General features: G+C 66.0%; 15 protein-coding genes. 13 read left to right on the top strand and 2 right to left on the bottom strand.

All coding sequences use genetic code 11. The features are described from left to right. Positions 1-118: 118 nt before the first annotated feature. Positions 119-10,648 carry an SdrD B-like domain-containing protein gene (locus R2770_18940; GenBank protein ID MEZ5282540.1) on the top strand — a complete coding sequence of 3,510 codons (10,530 nt, stop codon included), beginning with the start codon at positions 119-121 and terminating at the stop codon, positions 10,646-10,648. A 9-nt stretch (positions 10,649-10,657) separates the two neighbouring features. Here R2770_18940 and R2770_18935 read toward each other — a convergent pair whose 3' ends face one another. Beyond that, on the bottom strand, positions 10,658-12,475 hold the full coding sequence (locus R2770_18935; GenBank protein MEZ5282539.1) for a glycoside hydrolase family 2 TIM barrel-domain containing protein: 1,818 nt from the start codon (positions 12,473-12,475) through the stop codon (positions 10,658-10,660). Between the two features lie 27 nt (positions 12,476-12,502). Between R2770_18935 and R2770_18930 the strand changes: the two genes are divergently transcribed. Continuing rightward, the gene (locus tag R2770_18930; GenBank protein ID MEZ5282538.1) at positions 12,503-13,270 is read left to right on the top strand and encodes an N-acyl homoserine lactonase family protein; all 768 of its coding nucleotides are present in this window, start codon (positions 12,503-12,505) and stop codon (positions 13,268-13,270) included. Between the two features lie 9 nt (positions 13,271-13,279). On the opposite strand, the gene R2770_18925 is transcribed toward R2770_18930, so the two are convergent. Continuing rightward, positions 13,280-13,942: a hypothetical protein gene (locus R2770_18925; protein MEZ5282537.1), complete on the bottom strand. Its 663-nt coding sequence runs from the start codon at positions 13,940-13,942 to the stop codon at positions 13,280-13,282. Between the two features lie 53 nt (positions 13,943-13,995). On the opposite strand from R2770_18925, the gene R2770_18920 reads away from it, so the two are divergent. From R2770_18920 to R2770_18870, 11 genes are all read left to right on the top strand, one after another. Then, positions 13,996-16,215 carry a hypothetical protein gene (locus R2770_18920; protein ID MEZ5282536.1) on the top strand — a complete coding sequence of 740 codons (2,220 nt, stop codon included), beginning with the start codon at positions 13,996-13,998 and terminating at the stop codon, positions 16,213-16,215. Between the two features lie 52 nt (positions 16,216-16,267). Further along, positions 16,268-17,152, top strand: a complete 885-nt coding sequence (locus R2770_18915) for an alpha/beta hydrolase (GenBank protein MEZ5282535.1) — start codon at positions 16,268-16,270, stop codon at positions 17,150-17,152. Between the two features lie 18 nt (positions 17,153-17,170). Next, positions 17,171-17,818: a hypothetical protein gene (locus R2770_18910; protein MEZ5282534.1), complete on the top strand. Its 648-nt coding sequence runs from the start codon at positions 17,171-17,173 to the stop codon at positions 17,816-17,818. Between the two features lie 202 nt (positions 17,819-18,020). Next, positions 18,021-18,716 carry a hypothetical protein gene (locus tag R2770_18905; GenBank protein MEZ5282533.1) on the top strand — a complete coding sequence of 232 codons (696 nt, stop codon included), beginning with the start codon at positions 18,021-18,023 and terminating at the stop codon, positions 18,714-18,716. A gap of 121 nt (positions 18,717-18,837) precedes the next feature. Beyond that, on the top strand, positions 18,838-19,653 hold the full coding sequence (locus R2770_18900) for an LPXTG cell wall anchor domain-containing protein (protein ID MEZ5282532.1): 816 nt from the start codon (positions 18,838-18,840) through the stop codon (positions 19,651-19,653). Between the two features lie 70 nt (positions 19,654-19,723). Beyond that, positions 19,724-20,782 (top strand): hypothetical protein, encoded by a 1,059-nt coding sequence (locus R2770_18895; GenBank protein MEZ5282531.1) that lies wholly within the window; start codon positions 19,724-19,726, stop codon positions 20,780-20,782. Next, positions 20,779-21,060 carry a hypothetical protein gene (locus R2770_18890; protein ID MEZ5282530.1) on the top strand — a complete coding sequence of 94 codons (282 nt, stop codon included), beginning with the start codon at positions 20,779-20,781 and terminating at the stop codon, positions 21,058-21,060. Before R2770_18895 ends, R2770_18890 begins: the two co-directional genes overlap by 4 nt. A 21-nt stretch (positions 21,061-21,081) precedes the next feature. After that, positions 21,082-21,606, top strand: a complete 525-nt coding sequence (locus R2770_18885; GenBank protein ID MEZ5282529.1) for a hypothetical protein — start codon at positions 21,082-21,084, stop codon at positions 21,604-21,606. 8 nt (positions 21,607-21,614) lie between these two features. Continuing rightward, entirely contained in the window at positions 21,615-22,370 is a 756-nt protein-coding gene (locus tag R2770_18880) for a phytanoyl-CoA dioxygenase family protein (GenBank protein MEZ5282528.1), read from the top strand. A 43-nt stretch (positions 22,371-22,413) separates the two neighbouring features. Further along, positions 22,414-23,661 (top strand): serine hydrolase domain-containing protein, encoded by a 1,248-nt coding sequence (locus tag R2770_18875; GenBank protein ID MEZ5282527.1) that lies wholly within the window; start codon positions 22,414-22,416, stop codon positions 23,659-23,661. 346 nt (positions 23,662-24,007) lie between these two features. Beyond that, a complete protein-coding gene (locus tag R2770_18870; GenBank protein MEZ5282526.1) occupies positions 24,008-25,666 on the top strand; it encodes a hypothetical protein in 1,659 nt (552 codons plus the stop codon). Positions 25,667-25,678: the final 12 nt, after the last annotated feature.

Genomic DNA, 25,678 nt, shown 5'->3' with positions numbered 1-25,678 from the left:
ACCACCCGACGTGTCGGACCGGGCAATCGCTTAACCTCCTACCGAGGGTGTCGAGTGAAAGCACGTGGTCACATCACACCCAATCTCTCGCGCAGCCGGTTCTCGCCCCGCTCGCGCCATGTTCGCAGTTGCCATCCTGGCTTCGCTTCTGGTCGTGGCGCCCGGCTTGCCCGCAGACCCTGCGCAGGCAGGGCCAGGCGACAACTTCTCGTTGTCGATCACAACCGACCTGCCCGAGCCTCACGACGAAGCGCTGATCGGCGAGCAGTTCACCTACACCCTCACCGCCACCGGCGACCACGTCTCGGCATCGCCCCTGTACAACCTCTCGTTCCGTGCGGTCCTGCCGGCGGGCATTGGCCACGTCTCGGCTACACCCGCCGCGACCGAAGTCCTCGTAGATGTGCCCTCGCCCGGCGAGACCACGATCATCTGGTCGAACACCAACGATCTGCCCGCGAACTCGATCGCTTCGGTCGAGCTGACCGTCGACACCAACCCCGACTTCGCCGGCGGCATCACCGGGTCTGCCACAGCACCAGTGGGGTCGACGATCAACCTCGACGCAGAGGCCGCCGCCAGCCTGAGCGCCTTCACGATCCCCGACTACGACCTCGGTACCGGGGCTTTCACTGCAGACTTCGACGGTTCGGCGACCGCCACCGACGCCGTCGACATAGTCGCGTTTCGCGTACTCAAGTCGGGCACGACCGAACTGCTGAGAGGCGTACACCAGAACGGCTTCGACTCGGCGAGCGGCACAACGGGGGCGACCTACACCGTCACCGTCGAGAACAACCCCGACTACGCAGTCGATGCGGTCACCCTCACAGACACGCTCGACCCCGCTCTCGAGTTCCTGGGCTGCGACGACTACTACCCCACCGACAACACGACCGTCGGCGAGGAATGGACCGGATCGGGAGCGGTCGCTACCGGAAGCGGTTGCGCCCCCTCGGCCCTCGAGACGCCCGAAACCGTCGACACCGACGGCAGCGGTCAGACGATCATCACATGGGACCTGGGCAACCTGGCCGCAGGGGCTTCGGAGTCGATCCCCTACCGGGCCGGCATCGCCCTGTTCGAAAACGCACCGTTTGGCGGCTCTCCCCCATCGGCCGCCGGCCTCGGCCAGGGCCGCAACCTCGACAACAACACCGGCCCGTCGACCGGCGAGCTCGACCGGTCCACCAACCCTGACCCCGAACTGCTGACGGCCAACGAACAGGCCCTGACGACCGCCGCCAGCGCTTCTGGAACGTACACGCCGACCTCGTCGATCGAGACCAACGACGACACGTTCTCGATCGAGGCCGAAGACATCATCATCACCAAGTCGATGGCTGGATCGCTCAGCCATGGAACGACGGTCGTCACCACGCTGACCATCTCGACTTCGGAGTACCGCGACTTCTCGAACCTGATCGTTCGCGACCTGCTGCCCTCTGCCCTGTGTTTCTTGGGCACCTACACGACAGACAACACCTCGGGCGGATCGGATTGGGCCAGCACCGACTGCACCGGCGCGGGCACCGTCCAGTCGACCATCGACGGACTGCCGGTCGACGTTGCCGAGGTGCGCGAGCTGCCAGACGGCGGCCCGTACGGCACCGGACGCTTCGAGATCGTGTGGGACTACTCGGACCCCGAGAACGCCGCACTGACGAACCTCGACGCCGACGGTTCGATCACCATCGCCTACACAGCGGTGGTTCGCGACCATTACCGCGGCAGCCTTGCGCAGCTGCTGGGTGAGCCGGTGCTCGCCGGCGACCGCGTGACGAACGAGGCCGAAGTGTCGGGCCCCGACACCGTTGCCGACGTGAGCCTAAGCCCAGACCCGGTGGACCCCGACGGTGGCCGCGACGGCGACACCGCCTGGAGCGAACTGGCGAACAGCCTGCCTTCGATCGACAAGAGGGTCAGCGCCAAGGCCGGGCCTTTGGCCAACGGCGCCGGAGCGACCGGCGCGACCTGTGCGTCGGCTCATGGCAGCATCACCTGGACCCAAGGCGACCCGACCGCCGAGCTCGGCTTCGGCCCGGGCGACATCGTGTGCTTCGAGATCGGCGCCAGCTTTCCGATCTCCATGAACTACGAGGGTGTGCAGATCGAGGACCTGCTTCCCCCGTCGTACAGCTACGTCGCCGGTTCGGCGGCACGGATCGCCTCCACCGACACCCTCCCGGGCACGAGCGTGACCAATACGGCCACCTCGGTGACCTTCGCAGTCGATGGCACAGGAGCAGTGGGCAACGCGGGCAACGAGTTCCTGTGGGTGATTGCAGCCGAGCTGCTGGACCCGAGCCTCGGCCAGTCGCTCGACATCAACGCGAACCTCGAGAAGCTCGTCCACAACAACAACGGCGGCCTCGTCTATCAGTACCGAGACCAAGCCGCAGTCGAGTGGACCGAACCGCAGGTGCGCCTCGCCACGGGTGTCGACACGGTCAACGCAGGCGGATCGAACGGACCCGACTTCGACGGATCGCTCACAGGCGGATCGACGGCGGTCACGGTGCGCGCCGGGGACGTCGTCACCTACCGCATCGACGTGTGGAACGAGGGTGCCGCCGACGCCATCAACACCGAGGTCCAAGAAGTGCTGCCAAGCGAGGCCGACTGCACGATGGTGTCGTCGATCTCGGGCAGCGGCACATGTTCGGCGGGCGTCATCACGTGGACCGGTCTGACCGTGGCCGCTTCTGTGGGCGGCGCCGACACGACACCCGACGACGAGACCACCGCACCGGTCACCCTCACCTACGACCTGACCGTGCCGACCACGATCGACCCCTCGAAGACCTGGGTCGACAACGCGGGTGTCGCCACCTATCAGGCACAGACCAACACCGGCACGTTCGACTACTACCCGGCATCCAACATCGACCCCGCCAACTCGGGCCTCGAGAACACCGACGCCGCAGACGACCCTGCATACATCGTGTCGCCCGCTCCCAGCCTCGCCAAGGCTCAATGGTCTGGCATCGCAGAAGCGGGCAACTCGACCAACGGGTCGTTCGCTGCCAGCGCCGAACAAGCGACCATCGGCGAGATCGTGCAGTACCAACTGCACCTGACCGTTCCCCACGGCACCTCGATCTACAACAGCTCGATCAGCGACGTGTTGCCCGCCGGGGTCACCTATTTCACCGGGATGGGCCTCTTCGACGGCACCGTGTCGAACCTGCAGCCGACCGTCACGAGCCCCAGCGGCACCGCCGCCCTCACCGCCGGTGCGGTGGTCCACAGCAGCGGCACGGTCACCTACGACCTGCCCGCATCGCACACCAACGCAGCAGGTTCGGGCGACGACGAGTTGATCATCACGTTCTACGCGATCGTCGACGACGTTCCAGGAAACGTCGGTGGCGGCTCGCCGACGACACTCAGCAATGCCGGCTCGTACGCGTGGGAGGACCAGGGTGGCTCGCCGCGCCCGGCAATCACTTCCAACAGCGTCGATACCCAGGTGGTCGAGCCCGACCCGGCCGTGGTGAAAGACCACACGGTTCCTGCCGGCGCGGCGGTGACTCCGGGACAGACCGTCACCTACCGGGTCACCGTCACCAACCCATCTGCGGCAGGCAACGTTTCGACCGCACACGACATCGAGATCGTCGACACCGTTCCGGTGGGGCTTACGCCGCTGGACATCAGCTCCAGCCCGGTGACCACCAACGGCGACCTGGTTGCGTCGACGGGCGTTACGCCGGTCGGTTCGTTCAACGGCACCTGGAGCGAAGACTTCCGAACGATCACGTGGACATCGGCCGACTGGACCGGCCTCGAGTCGGTCGCTCCGGACGGGACGATCCAGTTCACCTACGACGTCCAGGTCGATGATCCCGCCGTCGCATCCACAACCCTCACCAACACGGCCGGTCTGACCGCCCACACACTCGACCAGACGCTCACCCCGACCGACGACCCGAACGAGGGCAGCGCCAGGTCCTACAGCGACTCCGACGGTGACACCGTCAACCTGCCGCTGGCATCGATCACCAAGGACATCGAACCGTTCAACCCCGGTGACGCTGGCGACGACATCGCCTCGGCCACCGTCGGCGAGCCGGTCGACTACGAGCTGGAGGTGACGGTTCCATCGGGCACCGTCGCATACGACACCACCATCTTCGACCAGCTGCCGGCCACCCTCGACTTCGACTCGTTCGGCACCATCACACCCAGCCCCGAGTGCGAGGTGTTCGACTCGGTCGGCGGGGTGACGACCGGCGTGTCGCTGGTGGGCGGCGATATCGAGACCTTCAACCCGGCAGGAGGCAACGCCCAGGTCGCAGCCTGGTTCGTGGGCGACGTCTATGCCGACGGCGTCTGCACCATCACCGTCGAATACACAACCCATGTCAACGGCACGGCTGTCGACACGGACACCGTCACCAACGATGCAACCATCAGCTGGAACACCAGTGACGCTGTGGCCAGCCAGAGCCCAGGATCGCTCGACGCAAGCTACGACGACCCCAGTTCGCCCTCGTGGTCGACCACCGACGGACCGGCCTCCGAGACGTTCACCGTCACCGAACCCGCCATCAACATCGACAAGGACGTCTCCACCACGTCGGGTGCCGCTCTGTCGCTGCCGACATGTGACACCACGCCGGGCAACAACTCGAGCGGTGGAAACGACGCAGACGGCGTTGGTGGCAACGGTTGCGACACGTCCGCGGGCCAGCAGATCAGATACACGGTCACGGTCTCGTCGGTTGGAACCAGCGACGCCCACGACATCACCGTCGTCGACACCGTGCCGGTAGGTATCACCCCGCTGCTGAACCCGGGCGGTGCGCCGGCGACCACCAATGGCCAGACGATCACCGGCAACTCTGGTTCCACCGGAACCTGGAGCGAGAGCTCGCGCACCATCACCTGGTCGCTCGCCGGACCGATCGCACCAGCCGCTTCGGCAACGGTCGACTACGACGTGCAGGTCGACCCGTCGGACACGATCCTGCGCAATGCCGACCTCACCAACACCGCAGACGTCACCACCTACTTCGGGTTCTCGACCACCGAACGCACCGCCATCACGACCACCAACCCCGCCAACGACGACATCATCACGTACGGCAACGACGTCGCGGCCACCCGCGGCGCTGTCACCACCGACTCGGTGATCGTGGAAGTTCACTTCCCCGACCTCGACGTGGCCAAGGCCCCGACCTCGGGTGACCCCACCGACGTGAGGCTCGACCAGCCGTTCTCGTGGACGATCACCGTCACGAACGCAGACCCCAGCGCACCCGCATACAACGTCGACATCAGCGACACGCTGCCCGCAGGGTGGACATACGACGCGTCGAGCGCCCAGGTCACCACACCCCACAACGGCGGGCCGGTTCAGGTAGAACCGGTCTGTACCCCCGACTCTGGATCGTGCGGCGATGCAGGCGCCCTGAACAGCGAAACCCTCGACTGGGCCGACCTCGTGTCGGGCATCGGCGAACCGCTGGGCCCGGGGCAGACGATCACCATCGTGTTGACCGCAACTCCCCAGTCGGCGGCGCTGACGCCCGACCAGCTCACCGGCGAGACCTACACCGGCTATGACAGCGGAGCGGGCTTTGCCCACACAAACAACGTCTCGACCGCGGGTGAAGACGTGACCACCTCGGCCACCTGCTGCGACCCCGACGGCGGCGGCCCAAATCCCGCCGAGAACTACGCAGACGCCAACACCGACGACGTCCACATCGCACGCGCCGATCTCGAGGTCACCAAGACCATCGACCCGATCGAGGTCGACGCCGACCCGACCAACGGCCCCTACTGGTACGGCTCGTACGTCGAATACACGATCACCGTCACCAACAACGGCCCGGACCAGGCAACCAACGTGACGGTCGCCGACGTTCTCGACGCAGTCGGCCTGGCCTACGACTCTGTGGTGTCGGCGGATCAGGGTGCCTTCGACGACGGCACCAACATCTGGACAATCGGCACCATCGCCGACGGAGCTGCGCCACAGCTGGTGCTTCGCACTCGCCTCACCGCGCTGGGCGGCATCACCAACGTCGCACAGGCCCAGACGAGCGATCAGTACGACTCAGACTCGGTTCCCGGCAACGACCAAGGCTCCGAGGACGATCAGGACTCGGTGGCAATCACCTCGACCCCCGTGACACTCGGCGACTTCGTCTGGCTCGACCTCAACGGCGACGGCGTGCAGGACCCGGGCGAGCCGGGCATTCCGGGGGTGCAGCTGGACCTGACGTGGACCGACCCCGTCGGGGCGCCCCAGAGCTACTCGACCACCACAGCATCCGACGGTTCATACACAGTGCCACCGGCCGAAGAGTTGCCCGCCGACACCGACATCACGGTGGCGATCAACGTCGGCGCATCGCCGAACCTGAGCGGGCTGACTCCCAGCCACGACCACGACGGCATCGGCTCGGCAAACACCGCCACCGAGCAGGTGACCGCGGTCGACGGTACCGATGGCAGCGGTGTGCTGGCCGACCTCGACTTCGACTTCGGCTATGTGCCCGATGGCAACCAGACCATCGGCGACATCGTCTGGTGGGACCAGAACAACTCCGGCGATGCCACAGACGGCGCGGGCGAACCGAGCCTGCCCGGCATCGGGGTTACCGCGACATGGGCCGGTTGGGACGACGTGCTGGGCAACGCCGACGACCTCACGTTCACCGACACCACCGACGCGTCTGGCAACTACCTGTTCGACCTGGTGCCTCCCGGTGAATACCGGGTGGCCATCGAGATCTCCGACGTTCCTGCGGGCATGAGCCCGACCTACGACCTCGACGGCACCGGCTCACCCCACCAGGCGGACATCACGCTGGACCCGGCCGAAACCCAAGCCGACGTCGACTTCTCGTACACGGGTGCGGGCACCATCGGCGACACCGTCTGGTTCGACCACGACGGTGACGGGTCGGTCGACCCAGGCGAACCCGGCATCGGCGGCGCAACGGTGACCCTCGACTGGATGACCGCCACGCTCACCACGACGACGGCTGCCGACGGAACCTACGCGTTCGACAACCTGCCATACGGCGTTCACACCATCACGGTCGACGACGCAACGCTGCCGGGGGCGATGGTTCAGACCTTCGACAGCGACGGCACCGGAACCGCCCACACCTCGGATGCGACTCTCAACGTGTCGACCCCGTCGAACGCTGATCAGGACTTCGGCTACAGGGGCACCGGCTCGATCGGAGACACCGTGTTCTTCGACATCGATGCTTCCGAGGCCGACGGCGTTCCGGATCCCGGCGACAGCGGAGTATCTGGCATCGCCATGACCGTGACCTGGGCCGGAGCCGACAACACCTTCAGCACGCCCGACGACTTCTCGATCGTCGACGTCACCGACGGCACGGGCTCGTACCTGGTGTCGAACCTCCCCCATGGCGACTACACGATCGTCCTCGACGAGACCGACCTACCCGCCGGCCTGATCACCGCGACCTACGACGCCGACGGCACCGGCTCGCTGCACACATCGGCCACGACACTCGACGGCGGTACGCCCGATGACCTGGCCCAGGACTTCGCCTACACAGGCGTTGTAACCGGGTTGATCGGCGACCGCGTGTGGCTCGATCAGAACAACAACGGGGTCGACGACCCCGGCGAGGTCGGCATCTCGGGTGTGACCGTGACGCTCGTGTGGTTCGGCGACAACGGCGTGCCAGGGGGCGGCGACGACGTCACCCAGACCACCACCACCGACGCGGTCGGTGCGTACTCGTTCGACAATCTGCCAGACGGCAACTACTCGGTCACCGTCGACGACACCGACCTGCCAGCCGGGCTCACCCCGACCGTCGACGCGGACGGAATCGGAACCGCCCACACATCGGCAACGAACCTCGGCCCGAGCAACCCTTCGAGCCTCGACCAGGACTTCGGCTACACCGGTCTGGGATCGCTGGGCGATCTGGTCTGGTACGACGTCGACGCATCGGGCACGGCCACCCCCGACGTGGGCGAGCCCGGTCTACCCGGCGTCGACGTGACCGTGGTGTGGACCAACCCGCAGGGCTCGGACGCGACCTACGTGGCCACGACCGACTCGTTCGGCGCCTGGGCGGTGCCCGACCTCCCGTATGGCAACTACTCGGTAACGGTCGACGACACCGACCTGCCGGGTGGCATGGCGCCGACCTACGACGCTGACGGTACGGGAAGCGCCCATAGCTCGACGGCCACGCTCAGCGCCCTGACTCCAGACGTTGCCGACCAGGACTTCTCGTACACCGGCACCGGATCTCTGGGCGACACCGTATGGTTCGACCAGGACAACGACGGCGCCGCCGACCCGGCCGGCAGCGGCGTGTTCGATGGCCAGGACCAGCCGCTGGCCGGCGTCGACCTGACCATCACCTGGAGCGGCAGCGACGGCGTCCTGGAAACGTCCGACGATGTGGTCCACGCGGTGACCACCGACGTCAACGGCGAGTGGCAGGTCACCAGCCTGCCCTACGGCCCCTATACGGTCGTCGTAGACGCCGGCACCCTGCCTTCGGGAATCACCGTTGCGACTTTCGACGCCGACGGAATCGCGACCGCAGGCTCGTCGATCGTGACGCTGGACCTGACGACCCCCGACAACCTCGACCAGGACTTCTCCTATACCGGCGCCGGCTCGCTGGGCGACACCGTCTGGCTCGACCTCGACGCCGACGGCACGGTCGACACCGGCGAGGTCGGTTTCGCCGCAATCACGGTAACCGCCGAGTACGTAGGCCCCGACGGGTCGACCGTGACCGTGGTCGAGACCACCGACACCAGTGGCGTCTATGCGGTCGGCCAGTTGCCGTTCGACACACCGATCACCGTCACGGTCGACGACGCGGCCCTTCCTGCTGACCTCACGCCGACCTACGACGGCGACGGGGTCAGCAGCGCCCACGTGTCGGTCGCGACCCTGACCCTCGCGCAGCCAACAGACCTGGACGAGGACTTCGGCTACAACGGCGACGGCTCGATAGGCGACACCGTCTTCTACGACCGTGACGGCGCCGAGGACGATGGGGTGCCGGGCGCCGACGACGTGGGCATTCCGAACGTGGACGTCACCATCGGTTGGACCAACCCGACCGGCGGAGACGACCTGGCCTTCGTGGTGACGACCGACCCGAACGGTGGCTACTCGCTAGACGGTCTCCCTTACGGCGACTACTCCGTGACGGTCGATCCGGCGACGCTGCCTGCGGGCACGATCGCCACCTACGACGCCGACGGCACAGGCACAGCGCTGACGTCGGCGACGACGCTCGATGCAATTACCACCGACGACCAAGCCCAAGACTTCGCAGTAACCGGCACCGGGTCGCTCGGCGATCTGGTCTGGACAGACGAAGACGCCGACGAAACGAAGGACGCGGCCGAGTTCGGAACCGACGGCGTTGTGGTGGCCATCGTCTACACCGATCCCACCTCGGGCCTCACCTTCTCAGACGAGGTGACCACCGACGCAGACGGCGGTTATGGCTTCTACAACATCCCGGCCGGTGAGGTCGCGGTCACGGTCGACACGGGCACCTTGCCCGCCGGTTCGGTACCGACTCACGATCTCGACGGCATCGACTCGCCCAACACAGTCGACCTGACGCTCGGGCCGGGCGAGGAAGAACTCGATGTCGATTTCGGCTATCGGCCCGAGGCCGACCTGGCCATCTCGAAGACGTCGGCGGGCGAGTTCGCCATCGGCGCGACCAACACCTGGACCATCGCGGTCACCAACGACGGTCCAGCCCCGGCCGCCTCGCCGGTGGTGGTCACCGACACCCTGCCCGAGGGCATCACGTTCGTGTCGACCTCCAGCGACGACTGGGAGTGCGCAGCGTCTGGCCAGAACGTCACCTGCACCTTCGTGGACGACGCCACCGGCGACCCGATCGACATGGCTTCGGGTTCGGCCAGCACATTCGAGCTGTCGGTCGACGTTGCGGCCGCGGCGGCGACGGGCGTGACCAACACCGCGACCGTCTCGTCGAACACCGCCGACCCCGACGAGTCCGACAACACCGACAGCGACGAGGTGTCGATTCCGTTGAGCGTCCTCGACATCGACAAGTCGATCAACGGCACACTTCAGGCGGGCACCAACTCGACGTATGTCCTGACGGTCACCAACCTCGGACCCTCGCCGACGCGCGGCGATGTGGTCGCAACAGATGACCTGCCGTCTGCGCTGAGCTATCGCAGCTACAGCACAACCGCCGAAGGGGCGTCGTGTAGCGAGTCGGGCGGGGTCGTCACCTGCACCAACCCCAACGAGATGGCAGTCGGCGAGACCTGGACCGTCAACTTGACGCTCGCAGTTTCGGGGTCTGGCGGAGCGTCGGTGGTCAACAACGCAGAGGTAGAGGGCGGCAACCTGGTTGCCGGTAGCCAGCTACCGCCCCAGGTGATCGAGGACATCTACAGAGAAATAGCCGACGGTGACGGATCGCTCGCAGGCAACCTGGGAATCAGCCCCGGTACCGAGCCCGACGGGCAAGACGGCGCCGCGGGCACGATCATCGCCGCTGACCCCAGTCTGGCCCGAACTGGCGCGACGGTGCTGCGCCTGGCCGGGTTGGCCCTGGTCTTGATCGCCGCAGGAGCGCTGCTGCTGTATGCCCAACGGGTAACCCGTCCGGCGAGGTAGTCGTGGCTCTCAGGTCGAACCTGACCTGTCTCTGTTCCATTCGGCGACCACGTCGAAGGCCAGTTTGCGGTTGCCCTCGTGGTCGATCAGGCCCTTGCGGTTGTAGCCGTCTTGCACCTGGGGCAACAGCCGGAACGGTGCCCGGAAGTCCTTGAGGATCCACGGTGACGTTCCAGCTAGGAACGGGATACGGCCGAGCATCTCGAACTGGTGGCGGTAGATCTCGGCTTGCATGTCCTCGGTCCACGACTCGTCGACCTCGCCGCGCAAACCGCGCCGGGCTCCCCCACCGAACTCGGTGATGATCAGCGGCTTGTCGAACGGCGTCGTCCACTCGATCGACGCCATCGACTCGACGCTGCCGTAGTACCAGCCCAGGTACTGATTGACCCCGAGCACGTCGAGGTCTTCGCCAAGCGGATCGTCGATGATCCAGTCCGAGGTCACCTCGCCCTTGAACACGCTCATCATGTCACCATCGACCGGGCGGGCGAACAGTGCCGCCGAGATCAGGCGGGTCGGGTCGAGCGTGCGCGCATGGGCTATCAACGACCGAAGGAACCGGTTGCGGTTTTCGACCGGTCGAGTCTCGTTGGCCACCGACCACAACACCACGGCGGCCCGGTTGCGGTCGCGAACGATCAGCTCGGTCAACTGGTCCTTGCCGTTGGCCAGCGTCGACTCGTTGTCCCAGTCGATGCCCCAATAGACGGGCAACTCGCACCAGGCCAGCAGGCCCAACTCGTCGCAGGCCCGCACCGTGTGTTCGTTGTGTTGGTAATGCGCCAGGCGTACGAACACCGAGCCCAGATCCTTCGCGTGCCCCAGCAGCTCCAGCGCCTGCTGACGGTTCTGGACGCGATGGGTGTTAGAACCGATCGCTTCGTCGTGGAGCGCGATGCCGGCCAAGAACACCGGCTGACCGTTCAGCAAGATCGTCGACCCGCTGGTAGTGATGGTGCGAAAGCCGATGCGGTCGCGCACCTCGTCGGTGGCCGATCGAACGGCGACGTCGTACAGCACCGGATCGGCCGGAGTCCACAACACCAGCCCCTCGGGCACGGCGAACCGGGCCGAACCGTGACCATCGGCATCGGTGCGCACCGACCCGATGGTCACGCCATCGACGAGTATCTCGACATCTTGTGAGGCGTCGTCGCCATCGAGCCACACGGTCGCCTCGATGAGGGTCGGGTCGTCGGGCACCAGCTGCACCACGGCGTCGCGCACGAACGTCGAGGGCACATCGACCAGTGTCACGTCGCGCGTCAGGCCGCCATAGTTGAACCAGTCGGTGCGGGTGGTGGGGATTCCGTGAGGCTCACGCCGGTTGTTCACCCGCACGATCAGGGCGTTGTTGGCACCGGCCGGCGCCAAAGCGTCGGTCACCTCGACACAGAACGGCCCGAACCCGCCCTCGTGCTGGGCCAGGCGCTTGCCGTTCAAGAACACGACGGCCTGGTGGTTGACCGCTCCGAAATGCACGAACAAACGCCGGCCTGTGGCCACGTCCGGGGTGTCGAAATGACGGCGAAACCACATCGACCCCTCGTAGAAGTGGAACCGCTCGTGCTGGGTGTTCCAGTCGCCCGGCACTTCGATCTCGGGCGAGGTGTCGAAGTCGTACTCGGATCGCCCGGGCGAGTTGCGGCCCCTGTCGTAGGCAAACCCCCAGTTGGGGTTGCCCGCCGTTTCGCCGTCGTCGCGCCCGAACGGGCCGGTGATGCCGACGTCGTAGACGTCGATGATCGAGCGCCATGCGCCGTTCAGGTCGACCTGTGACCGCGACGGCAGCCAGGTGATCAATGGGGCGAGATTCTTGTTCACGAGAGGGGTCTAGCGCGAAATTGGTTCATGGACACACTGCGACTCGTACCACTGGAATGTGGTCAGCTCTCGAGCGACCGGGGCGGCCTGGTCTCAGGCGAAACCGGCAAGGCCCGCCTGCCGATACCGAGCTGGCTGGTGGTGCATCCGTCGGGCCGGTCGCTGGTGTTCGACACCGGCTTGCACAAGGAACTGCAGACCGACACCTCTCGCATGCGTTCCATGAACGACGTGTTCGACGTGCACTTCAATGCCGGCGAGGACGTTGCCGCCAGGCTCGAAGGTGTCGACATCGACCCGGCGTCGATCGACATGATGGTCTTCAGCCACCTGCACTTCGACCACTGTGGCGGCACCGGCCTGATACCCAACGCCAGGGTCGTGGTCCAAGCCGCCGAGTGGAAAGCGGCTCACATCCCCAAGCTGATCGAACACGACGTCTATAACCCAGACGACTTCGAGCTGGGCCACGACGTCCTGCAGATCGAGGGCAGCCACGATGTGTTCGGCGACGGCTCGGTGTGGTGCATACCCACCCCGGGGCACACCGCGGGCCATCAGTCACTACGGGTCAACCTCGCAAGCGGACCGGTGGTGCTGACCGGCGACTGTGTCTATTGGAAGCAGGCCCTGGACGACATGACCCTGCCGCCGTTCGGATACAGCGCCGACCAGCAGCTCGAGTCGATGCGCCATCTGAAGTCGCTGCGCGATGACCACGGCTGCACGCTGCTGTACGGCCACGACGCCGATCAGTGGGCGACCCTGCCCAAGACCGCCGAAGGCCTCAGCTAGGCGCGACCTTCAGCCCGGTCCGGTTACGCAGGAGCCGGCCACGTCGACCGCATAGGCCGCCCCGCCGATCGTCTGGAAGGCGCCGGAGTCGAGTTCGCCGGTGCCCGCGATGCCGATCAGGCCCAGACCCTCGGGGTCGGTTCCGATGTGTTGGCGGCCGTCGGTGGTGGTCACCATCAAGCCGGCCAGCCCCGACTCGAGCGTCAGCACCGCCCACCTGGGATCGTCGCCGCTCTGGCAGAAGGTTCGCACCAGCAGACCGAACCGCAGCTCGCTCGACTTGCCGTTCTGGCCGCAAGACGCGTCGCCGCCACCGTTGGGGTCGTTCACCCCAACGCAGTGCCACACCGCCTCGCCCGGGGGCTGTTGGCTCCACTCGCCCACCTCCCATCCGTCTACCTCGCCGATGCCGACGATGTTGCCGGTGGGACCATCGGTGGACACGGGGGCGAAGTCGTCGACGGGGCGGGCGACGGTGACCGCGGCGCCTTCGGCTATGGGAGCGCCCTCGTCGTCGAGGAACGCGTCGACCGGAACCGAGTCGTCGAGCATCACGTCCCAGCCCCAACCAGAGTTGTCGCCTCCGGCGCTGCCGAGGCCCACACGTCCGCACCCACCGAGGACGCCGATTAGCGCTGCACAGGCCGCTGCAGCGGCCAGCCGATTGATCACGCGCGCAGCATGACACAACCGTGGCAGTTGACGACGTCGCCTAACCTCGCCACATGGGGAACAAGACAACGGGAATCTGGAAGCCAATCGGTGGCAGCACCGATCCCAACGACGTGTGGGTCGGGCACGACACCAGCACCCTGTTTCCCGTGTACACCCGCGGCAACGCCGGCGAGGTGTATCCCGAGGTCTTCACACCGCTGAGCTTCTCGATCGCCGCCGAGGCCGGCGAACGTGCGATGCGAGCCGCCATCCTGCACAGCGGCCTGATCCGCGAAGAAGAGCTGGCCAGCCTGCCCATCACCACCGCTGTGGGCAGCGGCGTGTTCGGTGGCTACGCGTACCTGAATCTCAGCATCCAGCGCACCGCCTCGGCCCGCATGCCCGGCGGCAAGGCCGAAGACGCCGACATGAGCTTCCTGGGCGTCGGCGACCCGCCACCCCACACCCCTATTCCCGGCGAGAAGAACTGGCGCGCTTCGCTGGCCGGCGTTCGTTATGTGCTGAAGCTGATCCGCACCAAGGAGCTGCCCGAGCTGGCCCGAGATCAGCGCCGCGTCGACGAGTACGTCGCGGGGCTGCCTCCCGTCGACGGCACCGACCAGCAACTGCGCGAGTCCACCAGCGACGAGTTCATGGCGTTCTTCGAGGAGCTGTTCGAGCGCCACCTGAAGGTCAGCTTCGGCGCCGGCATAGCCATCGCCGTGCTGTCGAATCTGTGCGAACGCAACTTCGACGATCCCGGGCTGGCGGTGCGTTTGCTGGCCGGGCTGGGCGATGTCGACAGTGCTGCGCCATCGGTCGGGATGTGGAAGCTGAGCCGCATTGCCAACTCCTCGCCCGAGGTCAGCGCCGCCTTCGATGCGGGCGTACCCGGCTTGCTGTCGCGTCTCGAGGCCCAGCCCGCCGCGGCCGAGTTCTTGCGCGAGTTCCGGTCGTTCCTCGACCGGTTTGGTTCTCGGGGCCCAAACGAGTGGGACACCGCTTTCGACACGTGGGAAACCGACCCAGGTCTGGCGCTGACCCTCGTCGACCGGATGCGCGGCACCGACGACAGCCATGACCCCACGGCTCAGCTGCAGCGCCTGGGCGCCGAGCGCGCGGCCCTGGAGGCCGAGACGCTGCAACGGCTCGGCCGGATCTCGAGGGGATTCTTCGCCAAGGCACTGAGGGTGGCCCAGCTCTATTCACAAAGCCGCGAGCGCACGAAGACGACCGTGGTCAGGGCCATACACGGCGTGCGGCTGCGGGCCATGGAACTGGACCGTCGGCTGGCCGAGCGCGCCGGCGGAGCCAAGGGCGACATGTGGTTCCTCGTCAACGACGAACTCGACGCCTACGTGGCCAACCCGGCGTCGTTTCGCCAGACCATCGACGAGCGGCGCGCCACACACGCCAGGTTGAAGGAACGCATTCCCCCGTTCTTCTTCAGCCTTTCGCAGCCTCCGCTGAGCGACTGGGAGCTGCGCACCAACGTGTTGCCTCCGGTCGAGGTGGGCGAGTCGATCACCGGCCTGCCCGGCTGTCTGGGCGTGGCCCGAGGTCGGGCCCGCGTCGTGACAGATCCCGGCGACCCGCGCGGTTTGGCCCCCGGGCGAGATTCTGGTCGCGCCCTTGACCGACCCGTCTTGGACGCCTCTGTTCGTTGCCGCCGAGGGTGTGGTGGTAGACGTCGGCGCGGTCATGAGCCACGCAGTGATCGTGTCTCGCGAGCTGGGCATCCCGTGCGCAGTCTCGGTCACCAACGCGACACGACGCATACCCGACGGAGCGTTGATAGAGGTCGACGGTTCGACTGGAACCGTTACTGTTCTAGACCTCGGCGTCGGCGGCTAGACCGGCTGAGATCTCGGCCGAGAGTATCGACAGCTCGTGATAGCGGCTCGTGCGCGCCTCGGTGTTGTCGATGGGGCACTCGAACGCGATGGCCTCGGCGTGTTCGATCCATTGCCGCACAGGGTCGTCCAGCAGTTCGCTGGGCGTGGGCAACAGCGCTGGTGTTTGTTCGTGCAGGTCGGCGAGAACCACGTCGCACAGCTCGCGCCCGCCATCTATCAACGCCTGCTCGGTGGGCACCAGGGCGCTCACGGTCGCCCAGTCTGACTGCCACGCCGCATCCGACGGTCGCTCGTCGCCGTCACCGCAGCTCGTACCGACCACGGCGAGCGCCGCGACCAGTGCGAACAGGACGGTCTTTCGAGCCACAACGCCAGCGTAGGCCCTCGCCTGGGTCACAGTGCTCGTGGGAGCACACAAGTCCCACAGTGCTATAGCCCAGCAACCGGTGATTTGGTGATCGACGAGCCCACCGACGACCCTGTGCGAATGCCGATAGCACCATCGAACGGAATCGAGCTCTACTACGAGACCCACGGAGACCCCAGCGACCCAGCCCTGTTGTTGGTGAACGGCTTCTCGTCCCAGATCAACGGGTGGTTTCCCGGCTTTCGTGAGGCCCTGGCCGAGCGAGGCCGCTATGTCGTCAGCTTCGACAACCGCGACGTCGGACTGTCTACGCACTTGGACGGGGTCGAGGTCGACGTCCGCGCGGTCACCGCCGCAGCGCACAGCGGCAGCGAGATGCCGTCGGTGCCATACACCCTGGCGACGATGGCCGCCGATGGAATCGGCCTGCTCGACCATCTGGGTATCGACGCGGCCCACATCGCCGGATCGTCGATGGGCGGGATGATCGTTCAACAGATGGCGATCGACCACCCCGATCGCGTGTTGACGATGACCTCGATCATGTCGACCACGGGCGAGCCGGGCTATTTCGAGTCGACACCCGAGGCCAGTGCTGCGCTCTTGCAACCCAGGCCCGAAGACCGAGACGCTTTCATCGCCCAAGGAATCGCGTCGCGCCGCATCTCTGGCAGCAAGCGCTACTTCGACGAGCAAACCTACGCCACACAGATCGCCGAGTCGTACGACCGCATGTTCTACCCCGAGGGTCTGACAAGGCAGATGGCGGCCATTCGTGCGTCGGGCCACCGCGCCGAGGGCCTGAAGGCCTTGACCACTCCCACACTGGTCATCCACGGCCAGGACGACGCGTTGATTCTTCCCAAGGGCGGCGAGCGCACCGCCGAACTGATCCCGGGTGCCAACCTGCTGATGCTCAGCGACATGGGCCACGACCTTCCACAGCCGCTGTGGCCGCTGATATTCGATGCGATCATCAGCCACACCACCCACGCCATCGGCTGACGGACCCAGGAGGCATCGGTGACCGACCAAACACACGAGATCGGACCGGGTGGCCGAACCAGCGAGCCGACGTTTCCGCGCGCCGACGCCGAGCTCATCGAACGGTTCCGCAAGCTCCCCACGGCGAACATCGTCGACGTGATGGATCGACTGGGAGCCGCCGACAGGGCGATCAAGCCGGTCTGGCCCGGCGCCAGGTTGGCAGGCAGCGCGTTCACCATCTGGACCCGCCCGGGCGACAACCTCGGTATACACCGGTCGCTCGAGTCGGTTCAGCCCGGCGACGTCATAGTCGTCAACGGTGGCGGCGACGAGAACCGGGCGCTCATCGGCGAACTCATCGGCGGCAGGGCCAAGGTCGCCGGAGCCGAGGGTTTCGTGATCGACGGTGCCGTGCGCGACGCGGACGGCCTGGCGCAATACGACATGCCTGTGTTCGCCCGGGCCCAGAGCCCGGCCGGCCCGTACAAGGACGGCCCATTCGTTACATGCGTATCCGTTGCCATAGGCGGGGTGGTCGTGCAGCCAGGCGACATCGTGGTGGCCGACGCCGATGGCGTGGCAGTTATTCCCTTGTCTAACGCGGCGACTATCGCCGAACGAGCCGAGGCCAAGTACGCCCAAGAAGAAGCCGCCCGAGCCGAAATCGAGGCCGGGCTTGGCTAGAGGCACCCGGCAGATTCGTCTGCTGCTGCAGTAGATCGTCGCCAACGGCTAGTGTTCAGTTGTAACAAGGTGGACTGAGTCCCTAGAGCTCTTGGAGCCGATCATGCTGGGCGCAAACAATCTCTTGCGCACCCGTTCCTGCCGCAACCGGACGCGCCCGTTGAGCCGCGCTTCTGTTGTCGTTGTCATCCTCGGATTGACCGTGGGTCTGGCAGCGGGGGCTGCAGGTGCCGAGGAGGGCCTGACCGTGCCAATCAACACGGTCGTTCGCACCGAGCCCGGCGTCGAAACCGTGCTGGCATCGATGCCGATCGATGCCTCACTGGTCGGCGCGAAGTGTGACGTCACGATCGACGCGCACAATCAAGAGTCTGTACACCCGGGCAACGACCTCGTGGTTCGCAGCGGCGAGTCCTCCGCGCTGCTGGCCAACGTCGAAGGCCAATCAGGCGCCGACACCGGTACCAGCGCCCAACTCGTCCTCGGCGAGTCCCTGAGCGTTTCGCTGATCATGGGGTCCGACGGTGTGTTCAGCGGCGGATTCGACCTGACGTTCGACTGCGGTCCAGGCGGCACCGGATCCGAGACGTCGGTCCCCGTGTCCACCACCGCAGCCGAGACGACCTCCACCACGGGTGCCGAGACCACCACCACAACCGAGCCGGCTGACACCACCACCACAACCGCCGCCGATACCACGACCACCACCGAGGTCACCTCGACGACAGCCGCCGGCGACGTCAGCGGCGAGGGCCAGACGAACCCGGGTGGCGAGCTGGCCCGAACCGGCACCGACACCAACAACTGGCTCGGAGTGCTGGCCGGATCGCTCATCACCCTCGGCGCCGTGTTGTGGGGCGTGTCGGTCAGGCTCGCCGAAACCAAGCGGTTCAGCTGACAAACCCCAGACACCGAGGCCTTTCGGCAGGCCGCCGAGCGTTTTGACCCGATCGCGACTAGCGTTCGGCCCTGTCGGTTTGACCAGGTGGGCGAAATCCCCAGAGCTCGCAGGAGCGATCATGATGGGCGCAACAGTGCCTTCTCGCAGCGTTTCATCCGTTTCTCGAAAGAGGTTCGCCAGCCGCGCTTCGGCCGTGGCGTTGACTCTGGGTCTGACGGTTGGGTGGTTCGCAGCAGTCGCTGGAGCTGCCGAGTCGCTTACCGTGCCGATCGACACCGTCGTTCGGTCCGAGCCCGGCGCTGAGACCGTGCTGGCCCAACTCGATGTAGACGCCGACCTCGTCGGAGCCACATGCCAGATCGGGGTCGACGCCCACAACCAGGAATCGGTCCACCCCAACAACGACCTCGTCATCCGCAGCGGTGGGGCATCGGCGGTACTGGCCGACGTCGAGGGCGAATCCGGAGCCGACACAATCGGAAGCGCCACGTTGACCCTCGGCGAAACCGTCACGGTCGCCCTGGTGATGGGATCCGACGGCGTGTTCAGCGGCGGTTTCGACCTGGCATTCGACTGCGGCCCCGGCAGCACCGGGTCCGAGACGTCGGTCCCCGCCACCACCATCGCCGACACGACGACCACCACCGTCGCCACCACAACCACGACAACCATCGCCGACTCGACCACCACGACAACCACCCAAGCCGCGCAGGAGACAACCAGCACCACAGAGGCTTCGACGTCGACCACGGGTGAGGTCACCTCGACGACTTCTGGCGGCGACGTCAGCGCCGGCGGCGACACAAACTCTGGTGACGAACTGGCCCGAACCGGCACCGACACCAACAACTGGTTGGGTGTGCTGGCTGGGCTGTTGATCATGCTCGGCGCGATGTTGTGGGGTGTGTCGATCAAGCTGGCCGACTCGCTCTAGGCCACAGGCGAATCCGATGCTGCCCGAGGACCTCGTCCGTCCAGGCAGTCAGAGGCGTCCCCTCATCGAGGTGGACGACCCGTGGCAGGCGATCGAACGGCTCTACGAACTGGGCCTCACCGACGGGTTGCCAGTCGTGCCGCCCACCGACGAGCTGGTTAGCGCCATGCTGGCCGGCGGGGTCTGGGCGGCCGAGGACGTACTGCTGCACGAGTCGTCTCGCAATATCTCCGTCAGCGCCCACCTGGCAGCCGTGAACGCCGTGATGGCCGGCGCAACCCCCGACTACTTCCCCGTGATCGGGGCTGTGTTGCAGGCCATGTCAGAGCCGAGGTTTCGCCTGCACCTTCCGACCACCAGCACCGGTGGGGCGGCGATGCTGATTGTGGTCAACGGCCCCATTCGAGATCAGATCGGCGTGCACTATCGCGAGAACCTGTTCGGGCCGGGTTTCCGGGCCAACGCCACCATCGGGCGCACCGTCCGGCTGGTGCTTCGCAACTGTCTTTCGGCAATTCCCGGAGTGCTCGACAAGTCGACCCAGGGCAACCCTGGCAAGTACGCGATGTGTTTCGGAGAGGACGAGGCCGCCAGCCCCTGGGAACCGTTTCACACCACCCTCGGCTTCGACCCGTCGGCGTCTACCGTCACCGTGTTCCCGGCCGAGGCGGGCCACAACATCGTCAATCACGGCGCTGCAGACCCCGAGATCTTGTTGCGCTGCTTCGCCGACACGATGGCGGCCGGCGGCAGCTTCTCACCTGGCTACTCGATCGTCGTCTTTGCTCCCGAACACGCCCACAAGATCGGTGCGGCCGGCTGGGACCGCACGCGGGTGCAAGAGTTCCTGTACGAACACGCCTGTCGGTCGCTCGCCGACCTGAAGGCCATGGGCAAGATCGAAGCTGCCGGCTCCGACCCCGATTGGAGTTCGCCCAACTGGCGCCCTTCTGGCAGCCAGACCATCGGCCCAGGTGACGACCAGCGGATGATCCACCGGGGCTGGGGACCCGACGACATCTCGCTGTTCGCCGGCGGGGGTTCGGCCGGCGGCCACTCGGCCTTTTTCCCATCGTGGAGCCGCGCCCGTATCGTTGCCCCTGTCACCAAGGAGATCGTGTTGCCATGACGGTTCTCATCCACGACCCCCGCCCACCGGCATCGACCGCGCTGGTAGACCCCGCCCCTCGCCTGGCCACGCTCGACGGAGCGGTCATCGGCTTGGTTCACAACACCAAGACCCACGGCATGGAGCTGATGGAGATGGTGGTCGAAGAGCTGCGGCACCGATACGACATCGCCGAGGTGATCAAGCTGAGCCCCGGCCCCGGGTATCTGGGCAGTATGGAAACCGCCAGGCCGTTCGCCGAGCAGGCAATGGCCATCATCTCGGCCATCGGCGACTGAGGTTCGTGCTCGTCGGGCAGTGTGCTCGACTCGATCATCTTCGAAAAGCTCGGCGTGCCCGCCGCAGCCATCGTCACCAAGCCGTTCGTAGCGACGTGCAACGCCTTGGCCGAGCTGCAATCGATGCCCGGCTACCGGTTCGTGCAGGTCGATCACCCGATCACCAGCCTGACCCTTGACCAGCTGCGAAGCAGGGCTCGCCAGGCCGCCCCATACGTCGAGGCGCTGCTGGTCGACGGCGTGCCATGGCCCAGCGATGCCGACCAAGGCGCCATTCAGCCAGGCAACAAACAGACCGACCCCGACGGCGCGCTGGACGCGCTGATCGAAGACCTCGCAGCCGGGCTTCGGTCCGACGGCGCCGACCTGACTGGCTCGTACCTCGACGCTCGAACGGTGCGGCTGGTGCTGCACATCCCCGACCAGGCGTGCGCCGAGTGCGTCATGCCTGCGACCCACCTGATTCCCATCTTCGAGATGCAAGCGGCCCAGCATCTGGGCCCGGGCGCGCAGATCGAGTTGGACGACCCGCGCCTGCAGCACTGAGGTCGCCGGTGCGTTCAACGGGCCGAGACGAAATCGATCGCTTTCACACAGACGGGTGGGTGGGCCCGTTCACCGCTCTCGAACCCGACGAGGTCGCAGCTCTGCGGCCGGCGATATCGGCCCTGCTCCAGCGCCCGCCCGACCCCTATCCCGAGCGCGGCTTTCACGCCAGGCACGTGCCACTTCACCACAATCGGTTCCTCGACGACGCCCTTGCCTTCGACCTCTCTACCCATCCGAGAATCGTCGAAAGGGCGGCAAGCGTCTACGGCCCCGATCTGCTGTTGTGGAGAGCACATTTCTTCGACAAGGGCCCCGGTTCCAAGGAGATCCCCTGGCACCAAGACGCCAACTATTGGCCACTCGAGCCGGCCGTCATCATCTCGGCCTGGCTCGCGATCGACCGGGTCACAACCGAGAACGCGTGCCTACAGATCATCCCCGGTTCGCACCGCAAACTCGTCCCCCACATCCCGGCCACCCCCGACATGGCGTTTCTCGAGATGGCCGATCCGGCGGCTGTCGATGTTGACGCCGCGATCGACATCGAACTCGAGCCCGGACAGTTCATCTTGTTCAATGAGCGGGTGCTGCATCACTCCGACCCGAACCGGTCGGCGTTGCCCCGCTGTGGGCTATCGATCCGCTTCATACCCCCGCTGGTCAAGGTCCTGACCTACGACTCGCAAAACCATGTGCTGCCCGTTGTGGCTGGGACCGATCACCTGGGCCTCAACGCGACGGCGATGGGCAGACCAACCTGACCCGCCACGCGAGCTCTAGGCCCATGCGCACTAGTGTCACACCATGAGCGCCATCTCGATTACACAAGACCCGGCTGCTGTGGGCGTGTCTGGCGAACGGCTCGAACGCATCGGCCCCGCCATGCAGGAATACGTCGACCGTGGGGTGGTTCGCGGAATCAGCACCATCGTCGCCCGGCGGGGCCAGGTGGTACACCGCAGCCTGCACGGTCACCAGGACGCCGAGGCGGGTGTGCCGATGGCCGACGACACCATCTTTCGGATCTACTCGATGACCAAGCCCATCGTGTCGACAGCGCTGATGCTGTTGCACGAGGAGGGTCGCTTCCAGCTCGAGCAGCCCGTCGCAGCATTCCTGCCGTCGTTTGCGGCGCAGAAGGTCATGGAGGCCGACGGTTCGATGGTCGATGCGGTGCGGCCGTTCAGCATCGGCGATGCGCTGGGTCACACCAGCGGACTCACCTACGACTTCATGCTCGACAATCCGGTGGCCGAGCTCTACCGCGAGGCCCGCGTCATGAACGATGCCTCGCGCCCTCTCGACGAGCTGATCGAGACCATCGCGTCCCTGCCTTTGGCCTTCCAGCCGGGTGAGCGCTGGCACTACTCGGTGGGCATCGATGTGGCCGCCCGCCTGATCGAGGTGATAGCCGACCAGCCGCTCGGCGACTTCCTGGCCCAGCGGATCTTCCAACCCCTCGGCATGTCAGACACCGAATTCGGCGTTCCCGACGACAAAGCACACAGGCTGTCGGCCATGTATGGCCTGCCCGACCTCGTCGGCAACGGCTACCACGCCGGCAACCTGGTCGAGGCTGCCCTCGCCGGCTTCAACGAGCGCATCGACGTCGACGAGACCTATCCCACCTCGACCCCCGAAACGTTCGTGCGCGGCGGGCTCGGCCTGTTCTCGACGATCGACGACTACTACCGCTTTGCCCAGATGCTGGCCAACGGTGGAGTCCTCGACGGAGTGCGCGTAGTCGGGCGCAAGACGCTCGAGCTGATGCACACCAATCGGGTGCCTGCCCACCTTCTGCCGTTCGAGATCATGGGTATGCCCTCGCCGGGCCTCGGCTTTGGCCTCGGTTCACGCGTGATGGTGGACGTCGGCGCCAGCCAGGGACCGGGCTCGACAGGCGAGTTCGGCTGGGCCGGAGCCGCGAAGACGTACTACTGGGTCGATCCCACCGAAGACCTGGTCGGACTGTTCATGGCCCAATACATGACCGGTCCCGAACTACCCGACCGCACTTTCCGCTCGGTCGTGTATCAAGCCATCGACGAATAGCGCAGCTCTCGGGAGAGGGACGGCTCACCAGTGACGCCGCGCCGATGCGGGTACTTTGTGTGGCGCCAAGGCGTGGAAGAACAGAAGGTGGGAGTCGATGTCGATGCCAGGTGTGCGCTGGTTGGTAGCAATCGCTTTGCTAGCGATAGCGACTATTGCTGGAGTTCGTCGAGTCGACGCCAACCCGGCACTGCTTCCGATGGACGACCCGACTGGTGGCGCTCGGTTGGCCGTCGACCGCGGACCGACTGCGATCAGTAGCGATGGGCGGTACGTCTTGTGGGCAGATGAGGCGACTCGCTGGGGGCGCAGCGCACCGATGCTCACCGACCGATCCACTGGCGAAGTGGTCGCACTGCAACCCGCGTTCGGCAGCGACGTCGCCCGGCCCTACGATCTTTCCGATGACGGTCGGTACATCCTCGTTTCGGTTGTGCCCGCCGATGGCTCCCCGATCAGGTTCGAACGCCTGGATCGACAGACCGGGCTGCGGCGGACAGTCAGCAGCCTTTCGGAGGAGACTTCACCACAGGCCTACTCGATCAGCGCCGACGGCCGCTACATCGGGCTGCTCTCGGTCTCTGCCGGCCAAGAGCCCAACGTCGTCAGCCTCGGGCGTCTGGACATGGACACCGGGCTGCTCGCAACGACGCTGCCCTTCCCTGGAACCGTGATCGGCGGCAGGATGATGACCAGCAGGACTGGTCGGTACACAGTGTTCGTCGAGCTCCACGGAACCACGAAGAAGGTCGTGCGCCACGACTGGCAAACCGGCGAACGTGTTGACATCGGAACGGTCGACATGCCGTTCCGCAACATGTACACCGCCATCTCGGGACAGGGAAGGTTCGTCGTCTGGGACGGACACCTCACCGACGTCGAGACTTCGACCACAGTCCTGTTCCTGGATCGGTTCCCGGATACAGCGACAGACGTCTTCGTCAGCGACGATGGCGAGAAGGTCTTGTTTGCGCACCCGGACCCTTTGGTGCACAACGACACAGACGTCAACTCCGACGTCATGGTCTGGCACCGCAGCCTCGACATCTTCCGTCGAGTGTCGATGCCAGAGCTCGGCGTGCAGCGCGGTGGGGCCCGGGCGGGGTACGTCATGTCTGCAGACGGGTCGACTGTCGTTTACGCGGGCGAGGACCCATCTGGGCGCTACAGCCGCTCTTGGTGGGGCGGGCCACTTCTCGTAGCCGCGCTGGACGAGCCCCTCGAGCGCGGGGTCGTAGATGCAGCCGAAGTCGGCGAGGGCTATGTCTTGCTTCTTGCGAACGGCACTGTCGAGACCCGGTCGGATGCGACCTCCTACCCAAGCTGCGTTGCTCAAAAGGACGGATCCCCGGCGGGTGTCGCTCTACGTAGCGGCGAACGAGCCACGTCCCTGAGTCCAACTCCTGCCGAGGACGGCTACTGGATATTCACCAACATCGGTCGGGTATTCGCCTGCGGTGCGGCGGCCCACTTTGGTGATCTCGACGAGTTCGACCTTGCTGGCGAAGTCGTCGACACAGTTGCGACGACCTCGGGGAATGGCTACTACATGGTCGGCGCAGACGGCGGGCTGTTTGCGTTCGGCGATGCGACCTTTCGTGGATCGGTGCCCGAGGTGCTGCCGGGCGTAACCCTGGACGCCCCGATTTCGGCGATCACCGTCACAGACTCCGGGAGCGGATACCGCATGGTCGCCGCCGACGGAGGCATGTTCAACTTCGGCGATGCGGCCTACTACGGATCGGTGCCCGAGGTTCTACCAGGCGTAACCCTGGCCAGTCCGGTCGTAGGCATGGTTGCCTCACCCAGCGGCTACCTGATGATCGGAGGCGACGGCGGCGTATTCAACTTCGGAGAATCCGTTTTTCACGGCTCGCTCGGCGACCGATTCAACCCCGATCCGATACGAAGCGTGATCGTCGTCGACGACCTCACCGGCTACGTCATGTTCGACGGCAACGGCCAACCATTCCCATTCGGCACAGGCGAGCAGGTCCTCGAATAGCCGCTGACGATC

It is taken from the genome of Acidimicrobiales bacterium (assembly GCA_041394185.1).
Taxonomy (GTDB): domain Bacteria; phylum Actinomycetota; class Acidimicrobiia; order Acidimicrobiales; family Poriferisodalaceae; genus JAAETH01.
Note: the sequence above shows the minus strand (reverse complement) of the source record. Positions and strands in the feature narration are given on the sequence as shown.